General features: G+C 66.2%; 4 protein-coding genes. 3 read left to right on the forward strand and 1 reads right to left on the reverse strand.

Translation table 11 applies throughout. The annotated features are described in order from the left end of the window. Nucleotides 1-30: 30 nt before the first annotated feature. A complete protein-coding gene (locus tag ACFVJS_RS25030; protein ID WP_378886081.1) occupies nt 31-1,482 on the reverse strand; it encodes an MFS transporter in 1,452 nt (483 codons plus the stop codon). Between the two features lie 163 nt (nt 1,483-1,645). On the opposite strand from ACFVJS_RS25030, the gene glyA reads away from it, so the two are divergent. The 3 genes from glyA to ACFVJS_RS25045 form a co-directional block, all read left to right on the forward strand. After that, complete coding sequence (gene glyA, locus ACFVJS_RS25035; protein WP_378886083.1) at nt 1,646-2,977, forward strand: serine hydroxymethyltransferase; 1,332 nt, start codon at nt 1,646-1,648, stop codon at nt 2,975-2,977. Next, nucleotides 2,974-6,141 (forward strand): amino acid adenylation domain-containing protein, encoded by a 3,168-nt coding sequence (locus ACFVJS_RS25040; protein ID WP_378886085.1) that lies wholly within the window; start codon nt 2,974-2,976, stop codon nt 6,139-6,141. Before glyA ends, ACFVJS_RS25040 begins: the two co-directional genes overlap by 4 nt. Before the next feature lie 499 nt (nt 6,142-6,640). Then, a partial coding sequence (locus tag ACFVJS_RS25045) for an Rrf2 family transcriptional regulator (RefSeq protein ID WP_378886086.1) occupies nt 6,641-7,086 on the forward strand: 446 nt, incomplete at its 3' end.

The following is a 7,086-nucleotide window of genomic DNA, read 5'->3' on the forward strand; positions in this document are numbered from 1 at the left end:
ACCGTGGTCCCCGCCCGCCCGCCGGGTATCTCATGCAGGAACCTTGCCTGCATCTGCACGACTTCCCCGGAGAACCAGTGACACGCTTGCTGCCGCGACGACGAGGATGCCCGTGGACACCCACATGGAACTTCCGATGGTGCTTTGGTCGAAGGATCCCTTCGTGCCGACACCCAAGGCAATCGCCGTCAGGGAGGCCAGGCCGATCGCCTGGCCCAGCTGCCCGAGCGTGGTGACGATGCCCGATCCCAGTCCAGCGTCTTGCATGGTGAGGTTCGTCAGCGCAGCGGTCTGTGCGGCTGGGAAGGTCACGCCGCCGCCGAGACCGACGAGGATCATGCCCGGCAGGAGACCTTCCCAGAATCCGTCGCCGAAGGGTCGCGAGGCCAACAGCGCCATCCCGGCAGCAGCCACGCTCAGACCCGTCACCATGACGCCGCGGGCGCCGACCGTCGGCATCCGCTTGATGGCCTGCTGGATGCCGACCATGAACACGAGGCAGTAGGGCACCCACGCAAGTCCGTTCTGCAAAGGCGAGTAGCCCAGCAGCGACTGCATGTACAGGACCAGCAGGAAGAACATGCCTGCGGTTGCTGCGTTGAGCAGGCCCAGACCCAGGTAGCCGGCCGCCCGGACGCCGTCCTGGAGGAAGCTCAGTGGCAGCAGCGGCGTCGAGGACCGGCCCTGCAGGATGACGAAGGCCGCCAGGAGTGCCAGCCCGATGAGCAGCGGCATCAGGGTGGTACCCGACATCAGACCGTGCTCGGCGATCTGGAGGATGCCATGCACCAGTGACACGGTGCCTCCGGTGACCAGCAGGGCGCTCAGGGGCCCGTCGGAGATCTTGCCCTGCATCTTGGATTCGGCCACCAGCCCCACGATCAATACGGCCGGGATGATCGCCAGGGGCACGTTGATCCAGAAGATCCACCGCCAGCTGATGAGGTCGACAAGGGCCCCGCCCAGGAGCACGCCGGCGACAGACCCTAGGCCGGACAGTCCACCCCAGATACCGAATGCCTTCTGGAGTTCCTTGAGGTCGGAGAATGTCAGGGCGATGATGCCCAGGGCCGCGGGCGCCGCGAGGGCCTCGGCGACACCCTGAAGCACTCTCGCGCCCAGCAGGACTTCGGCGGAGGTCGACGTTGCCGCGACGACGGAGGCCACTCCGAACATGAGGGCACCTGCGACGAACACCTTGCGTCGTCCGATGACATCCCCGAGTCGACCGCCCATCAGGAGGAGACCTCCCGCGGCCAGTAGGTATCCGTTGACGACCCAGGTGAGCATCGAGTTGGACATCTCGAGGTCGTCACGGATCGACGGAAGAGCCACGTTCACGATGGTCGCATCGAGGAAGATGATGAACTGAGCCGTGGCGAGCACCCACAGGATCGTCCATCGCTTCGGGTTCGTCGCGCTCTCACTCCCCCACTCCGACTTCTGCGCATCCACCGTCGTGTCGTCGTTGGGCGAACTCACGTTGTCTCCTTTGTCGGCAGGCTTCTCGCCCGCGAAGTTGCGTACACGCCGACACCATCAGCCAGGCCAGTTACGTATCGGTTAGGGATCCCGCGGCCTCCAAAGCCAGACCCACCGCCCCTTTACTCCGGCTGGTCTAGGAATGGCCGCGGAGGTGGTGCAGATGCCCAACGTTCTGAGCCCGATAGGCGTTCGCCAAACTGATCTGGCCCGCGACGAACCGCTCGCAGGGTTGCTCGACGCTGAGGTGCGTCGTGCGCGCTCGGCGGTGCCGTTGGTGGCCTCGACGTCCATAGGACACCCCGAGATGCGAGCGCTGGCCGGTTCCGAGTTCGGAGACCTGACTACGGAGGGCTACCCGGGCGCACGCTTTCACCCCGGATGTGAGGTCTTCGACCGAGTCGAGGAGCTGGCCCAGGCCCGAGCCTGCTCGGCTTTCGGGGCATCGTTCGCAAACGTGCAGGCACACTCGGGTTCCACGGCGAACCAGGCCGCCACGGCCGCGCTGGCCAGCCCTGGTTCACGGGTGTTGTCCATGGATCTGAAGGCCGGCGGCCATCTCTCGCACGGCTCGCGAGCATCACAGACGTCACGCTGGTTCGAGTACGTCCACTACGACGTCGACGGCGAGGGATTCCTGAACTATGACCAGATCCGTGCACAAGCTCGCGAGGTGAAGCCGGCTCTCATCATCTGCGGCGCGAGCTCGTACCCACGGCAGATCGACTTCGCAGCATTCTCGGACATCGCCCGGGAAGTCGGAGCTGCCCTCATCGCCGACATCTCTCACATCAGTGGACTCGTGGTGGCCGGGCAGCACCCCTCCCCCGTCCCGCACGCCGACCTCGTCACCACCAGCACTTACAAGCAGCTCGCCGGGCCGCGCGGAGGGCTGATCCTAGGCGGGACGAATGTGCCAGACCCTCAGGCCCTGCACCGGCGAGTCGATCAGGCGGTCTTTCCGGGCCTTCAGGGCACGCCCAACGGCGCAGCGGTCGCGGCAAAGGCGTGGGCGCTCGGTTACGTGACCAGCCCCGAGTTCCGCGCGATCGCCGCTCGCATCGTCGATCTGGCGCGCATCGTCGCCGACCGGCTGGCGAGCCATGGCCATCGCATCGTCACGCGCGGAACCGACACGCACATGGTGTTGGTCGACACGTCGGCGGCCGGGCCGTACGGCCTGGAGTCCGAGCGGTCGCTCGAGGAAGCCGGGATCCTGGTCAACCGCAACGCCATCCCCCACGACCCCCGACCGCCCAGTCGGCCCAGCGGAATCCGACTGGGGCTCAACAGCCTTGCTCAGCTCGGCGCCTCAGACGCCCAGGCAGTTCTCGTCGCGGACATGGTCGCAGCCGTCCTCGCTGCTCTGCGGCAGACAGAGACCTACCAGCTGCGGGACACCATCGAAACGACCCGTATCGAAACGGCGACGCTGATGGAAGAGCTCTGGACCACGTACTCAGAGGCCACCGCAACGAGAGGCGTATCGGCATGACCACGACCAACCACGACTCGTTCCCTCTCACCGCGACGCAGGAGGCCTATCTGGTCGGGCGCGGCACAGGCATGGACTTCGGCGAAGTCGGTTGCCAGGGCTACTGGGAGTGGCGACGCCCCTACCAGCCGGGCGACGAGGCCAAGGTTCGCGATGCGTGGAGCACGATCGTGGAGCGGCACCCGTCGCTCCGAACGGTGATCACCGGCGACCGCTCGTCGCAGAGGACGCTCCCTCCGGAATCCGCGTGGACCTTCACCTTCAACGACTGGTCCCAACTCCCACCCGATCAGGCCGACGACCAACTGGCCCAGCTTCGAGACCACCTGTCGCATCATCTGTTCGACCCCAACACCTTCCCCCTGTGGGACGTGCAGGTGTCGTTGATGCCGGATCAGAACGCCTACATCCACTTCAGCCTGGACCTGTTGGTCGCCGACGCGTGGAGTTACTACCAGGTCCTGGTCCCGGAATTCGCGGCTCTTCTTCTCGGCCAAGACCTGCCGGCGGTGCCGGAAGCGTCGTTCCAGGACTGGGTCATCGCCCAGGAACGTGCCACCCGCGAGTCGGCCTCGTGGCGACGGTCAGAACAATACTGGGTCAACCGGCTGCCGAGCCTGGCTCCCGCCCCGCAACTGCCTCGAGGACCGGGCGAGGGGACGGAGTTCACGCGCTTGGAAGACTCGGTGGACGCTCGCGGATGGGCTGCCATCCAGAAGACCGCCGGCAAGCGACGGGTGGCCGGCACAGCACTCGTGGCAGCAGCGCTCGGTGAGGTGCTGCGACGTTGGGGGGCCGGTGAGAAGTTCACCATCACGGTGCCCACCTTTGTGGCATCACGTGCTTCCGAGGCGTACGCGGGGGTGGTGGGAGACTTCACCAGCACGATCCTCCTCGAGGTGGACGGGTCCGGCGACTCGTTCGCGGCCCGGGCCCAGACAGTGCAAAGGCAGCTATGGAGCGACCTGCCCCACTCGGCGTTCAGCGGCATCCATGTCGCTCGCGAGATGGCTCGTACCTCGGGCGCCACACAGGTCAGCTTCCCGTTCGTGCTCACCAGCCTGCTCGGTCAGCCACCTCGCCGCTACCACACCGACCTGGGCGTCTCCACCTACACCAGCACCAGGACGCCGCAGGTGAGCGTCGACGTACAGGTGGCCGAGGTCGAAGGCGCCTTAGCGTGGAGCTGGGACTTCCGGCGCAGCGCGTTCCCGCGCGGCCTGATCGAGGACATGTTCACGGAGTTCGGTCGAGTCTTTCGTGATCTGTCGGGAGACGACGTCTGGGACAGCGCCGACTGCATAGCCCAGCTCCCGACCCACCAGGCAGCCGCGCGGGCGCGCGCGAACAGCACAGACGGTCCCGTTCCGGCGAACACCTTGGGCGAGTCGTTCTGGAGTCACGTCGAGTCACGACCCGCCGCAACGGCGTTGGTGAGCGAAAACGGCAACCGCCTGACCTACGCCGAACTGGCTCAAGCCGCGAGAAACGTCGCCGGGGCGGTCACCGATTCCGCCCACGAAGACGGCCCGGTGGCCATCGTGCTGGCGAAGCAGGCAGCGCAGTTCGTCGCCGCGCAGGCGGCGAACTATGCCGGCCGCACGTTCGTCGCCCTGGACCCGGACCAACCCTTGACCCGGCTGCAGCGTGCGTTCGACTCGGCTTGCCCCGCTCTCGTCATCGCCGACGAGCCGCTGGCATCAGCCCTCGCCTCGCTCACGCAAGCCCCCGTACTCACCGTGACCCGGGCACAGGCGCACGAGGCACTCCGGGTCCCGGCCACACCCCCTGAGGCGTGCTACGTGGTGTACACCTCTGGCACGAGCGGGAAACCGAAGGGCGTGGTGGTGGGCCAAGTGGGGGTGGCGAACGCGTTCGCCCACATGAGTGAGATCGGAGCGATCGACCACACCGACGTCGCCTACGCCGTCTCCCCCTTCCATTTCGACCTGGGCATGTTCGAGGCGCTCGGCATGCCGGCCCTCGGCGGGACAGTGGTCGTCGCACCGCCCATCGTTTACCCGCTGAGGTGGCTCAACGACGTCCAACGTGAACGGGTCACGGTGTGGAACTCCACCCCGGCGCTGCTGAGCTTGCTGCTCGATGCCGCCGAATCCCAAGGAGAGACCCTCACCAGCCTGCGTACGGTGATCCTGGCCGGCGATCGGATCCCGGGGAACCTGCCCCACCGCCTGGCGGGGCTGGCGCCCAACTCGCGCCTCATCGCGTCGGGGGGCCCGGCCGAGACCTGCGTGTGGTCGGTCTACTACCCCGTGCCCGTCGACTTCCCGGCGTCGAGCCCCTCAGTTCCCTACGGGCTGCCCATGCGCAATCAGCGTTATCTGCTGCTGGACCACCTCGGCCGTGAAGTGCCCGACTGGGTCGAAGGCGAGATGGTCGTCGAAAGTGAGGTCGGACTGGCCGAGGGATACCTGAACCTCCCCGGCGAGACCGCAGAGAAGTTCCTGCACGCCGCCACCCCCGGTACCCGCCGATACGTCACCGGAGACATGGGCCGTTGGAGGCCGGACGGACTCATCGAGATCACCGGTCGCAAGGACTTCCAGATCAAGGTCAACGGCATACGCATCGAACTGGGCGAAGTCGTCGAAGCACTCAAGACCCTGCCCGAGATCCACGACGCGGTGGTGGTGCAAGCAGGCGGCACCTCGGACTCACCCCTGGTCGCCTTCGCGAGGAGCGACGACGTCGCGATGAGCGAGATCGCGGTGAAGACCCACGTGTCGAACCTGCTTCCACGCGCAGCGGTACCGGCAAGGGTCATCGTAGTCCCGCAGTTCCCGCTCACCCCCAACGGGAAGGTCGATCTGCTGTCCCTGCAGGAGACCGCAGCTGAGGCCGTCGCGGCCGCGGCGTCCCAAGACGACGGATCCGTCGAACGCGACGCCATCGAGGTCGTCCTGTCGGCCTGCTGGCTGAGTCTCCTCGGGCACCGGATCGGGCGGGACGACAACTTCTTCAGCGTCGGCGGCACCTCGTTGGACGTGGCCAAGGCGACGATGCGATTCAGTTCCTTGACAGAGTTCGACGTCGATGCCCGGACGATGTTTATCCACCCCACCGTCCGGTCAGCGGCGCGAGCGCTCCTGGAACGTCACGGCCAGGAGATGCTCAACCGATGCAAGCTGATCACCAACGCCTAGCGGCAGCGGTGCAGCCCACGGTTGGCGCCACAGGAGGCGTGGCACTCCGCCTGATCGCCGAGAAGGCTGATGCGGTGAAACTCAATCGCCCACGACCGTTTGCCTGATCAGGATGGCGGGGGCTGGCTCCCCGCCATCCGTATTTGCCGCGCGTAACACGGCTACTCGTTCGCCGTGCGGCAACTTCCCAGGTCGCCGCCGGCGTGTAAACGCTGGGCGTCGGCGCCACCAACAACCGTCGATGGAGATCGATCCTCGCGTTGCTGCGGAAGAACATCCTCGAACGCCGCCTGTGGGGCGCCCGGGAAGAGATTCGCACCATCGTCATCGACAGAGAGATCCAACTTTGTGGCCGTCACCAGGCGGCGCTCGGCAGACTACTGCGGTTGAGTTCGACACAGCGTGGCCCCGCCGGCCAATGAGGATGCATGACTCAACAACCACCCGATCGTGCGGGGGTCCCCAGATGCGCGTACCCTGTTCCCAAGGGAGGTCCCGCATGTCGAATGCCCGGTTGACGCTCGCCTCACACGCGCTGTGTTGGCTCGAGTATTGGCGCCGTGAGGGCAAGGAGTTCCTCACGTCCGAAAAGCTCGCCAAGAGCCTGGGAAGTAATCCGGTCTCGGTCCGCAAGGTTCTTGGCGGCGTTCGAGACGCCGGAATCTTGCGCACCGGACGTGGTCCCGGGTCGGGCTGGGCGTTGGCGCGGCCCGCTTCGGAGATCACACTCCTGGACCTGCATACCGCTTTGGGCCTGTCAGGACCCTTTGGCCTTCATGCCTCACCCCCGGACTTCAGTTGCCCGGTGGGCGGCGGCATCAGCCAGACGTTGACTGCCGTCTACGGTCTGGCTGAACTGCGTATGGCCGAAGTGCTCAACGAGGTCACTATCGAACTCATGCTCGAAGACATCCTTCGAGTCAACCAAGGTGGCGAGTCCTGGGC

Source organism: Nocardioides sp. NPDC057772, assembly GCF_042798075.1.
Lineage (GTDB): Bacteria > Actinomycetota > Actinomycetes > Propionibacteriales > Nocardioidaceae > Nocardioides.

Excerpts from the sequence above, each read along its gene's own strand:
- glyA (WP_378886083.1), top strand. The coding sequence starts at position 1,646 with ATGCCCAACGTTCTGAGCCCGATAGGCGTTCGCCAAACTGATCTGGCC.
- ACFVJS_RS25040 (WP_378886085.1), top strand. The coding sequence starts at position 2,974 with ATGACCACGACCAACCACGACTCGTTCCCTCTCACCGCGACGCAGGAG.